The organism is Liquorilactobacillus mali KCTC 3596 = DSM 20444 (assembly GCF_000260415.1).
Taxonomy (GTDB): domain Bacteria; phylum Bacillota; class Bacilli; order Lactobacillales; family Lactobacillaceae; genus Liquorilactobacillus; species Liquorilactobacillus mali.
Genome location: NZ_BACP01000085.1, coordinates 1 through 1,349, shown reverse-complemented (window position 1 = coordinate 1,349; position 1,349 = coordinate 1). Strand labels below are relative to the sequence as shown.

General features: G+C 37.7%; 4 protein-coding genes. All 4 read right to left on the bottom strand.

Annotated features, from left to right (window positions below; translation table 11 throughout):
• Positions 1 to 50: 50 nt before the first annotated feature.
• Positions 51 to 536 (bottom strand): hypothetical protein, encoded by a 486-nt coding sequence (locus tag GSM_RS13570; protein ID WP_003691170.1) that lies wholly within the window; start codon positions 534 to 536, stop codon positions 51 to 53.
• A 1-nt stretch (position 537) separates the two neighbouring features.
• Positions 538 to 987, bottom strand: a complete 450-nt coding sequence (locus GSM_RS13565) for a DUF1064 domain-containing protein (protein WP_003691171.1) — start codon at positions 985 to 987, stop codon at positions 538 to 540.
• The gene (locus tag GSM_RS13560) at positions 980 to 1,174 is read right to left on the bottom strand and encodes a helix-turn-helix domain-containing protein (RefSeq protein WP_010078418.1); all 195 of its coding nucleotides are present in this window, start codon (positions 1,172 to 1,174) and stop codon (positions 980 to 982) included. Before GSM_RS13560 ends, GSM_RS13565 begins: the two co-directional genes overlap by 8 nt.
• 12 nt (positions 1,175 to 1,186) lie before the next feature.
• Positions 1,187 to 1,349 (bottom strand): DNA methyltransferase (locus GSM_RS14870; protein ID WP_010077742.1); only part of this gene is annotated, 163 nt, incomplete at its 5' end.

The window sequence follows — 1,349 nt, the reverse complement described above, 5'->3', positions numbered from 1 at the left end:
AAAGTCAGCTTCGAGGCCTTGCATTTCTTTACTTGATAATCGTTCTTCAATCATTGACTTTCCTCCCGAGCTGCTACCCAGTCTCTATATCTAATCAACGTCATGCCCTTGTACTTTTTACTCTGCATAATATATCTTGCCATGTACACTGAAACCCCAAAATATGTCGCTATGCCTCGACCACCACCATTGATCACATGTTCCACTCCATTTTGGATAACAATATATCTATCCTTTAGAATTATATATTCATTCCACAAATCACGTAGCTCAAATTTATTAATCAAATAATATAGCCTATTATTACTTATTGAAAATATTTCCATCATTTCTCTAGCTGTGCGGTACTCCTTGATTTCATTAACGAATGCCTCTTTGCTAATTGAAATTCTTTTTAGCTTGATAGGCTTCGTGTAATGTATTCCAATAAGTTTTCTGTATTCAATCAGTCTTTCATCGTCATCATCTAGCAGTGTTAAGTCACTACCCATTTCAGCCAAAAGATAGGCAATTCTCGTTTTCTTAGCAGCATTCATGCTATCCTCCAATCAAATCCATAACCGTGTAATCAAAATTGCTAAATACTCGTTCTTCAAATTTCGTTGTTAATCCCAAAACTCGCAATCTGAAATCGTGTTTTCTTGGCACAACAACTTCAATTGGTATACCTGTTTTTGCACCGAACATTTTAAATTTCAGCCTTGACTTTGGATCAATCGCATATGGTGTATATCCATTCTTAATATCAATCACATGTCGAATTGAGTTATCCTCGTTGTAGATTACGAAATCAGCTTTATAGTCCGTTCTACGGTATTTTAACCCGCCTATGGCACAACTATCCAAAATTATAAATGAACGCTGTATATCGAAACGATAGGGGCATTCTCGTACGAATGTGAGATAGAAGTCTAACTCTTTCTTTGAATCAAACTTATATCCGTCATATTCAATCTTCTTGTTGAAATGTGTTCCAACCTTATTCATGTTTCCTCCCCATAAGCTCGTCTACGCTCACACACAGCACATCAGCCAACTTGTTAAGCTCATGTTCACCGGGAAAGTTGCGACCAGCTTCATAAGCAGTAATTGCTTGTCTTGTTAGTCCAACTTTGTCAGCTAGCATTGCTTGTGTCATACACATCTTCTGTCGTATTTCTCGCAATCCTTTCATGATGTCACCCTCTCATAAGCTCAACAATGATATTTCTGCATGGTCAATCATTTGTTCTTTTGCTTGCTTGTACATGTCTTTCATAATCTCAAAGCCATACGCTGACCTATTAAGTTCCATTGCAGCTCTTAACGTACTGCCACTTCCTGCACATGGGTCAATCACCACATCACCA

What these genes read in the sequence shown, in the direction of transcription:
- GSM_RS13570 (WP_003691170.1), bottom strand. Translation starts at nt 536, where the DNA reads ATGAATGCTGCTAAGAAAACGAGAATTGCCTATCTTTTGGCTGAAATG.
- GSM_RS13565 (WP_003691171.1), bottom strand. Translation starts at nt 987, where the DNA reads ATGAATAAGGTTGGAACACATTTCAACAAGAAGATTGAATATGACGGA.
- GSM_RS13560 (WP_010078418.1), bottom strand. Translation starts at nt 1,174, where the DNA reads ATGAAAGGATTGCGAGAAATACGACAGAAGATGTGTATGACACAAGCA.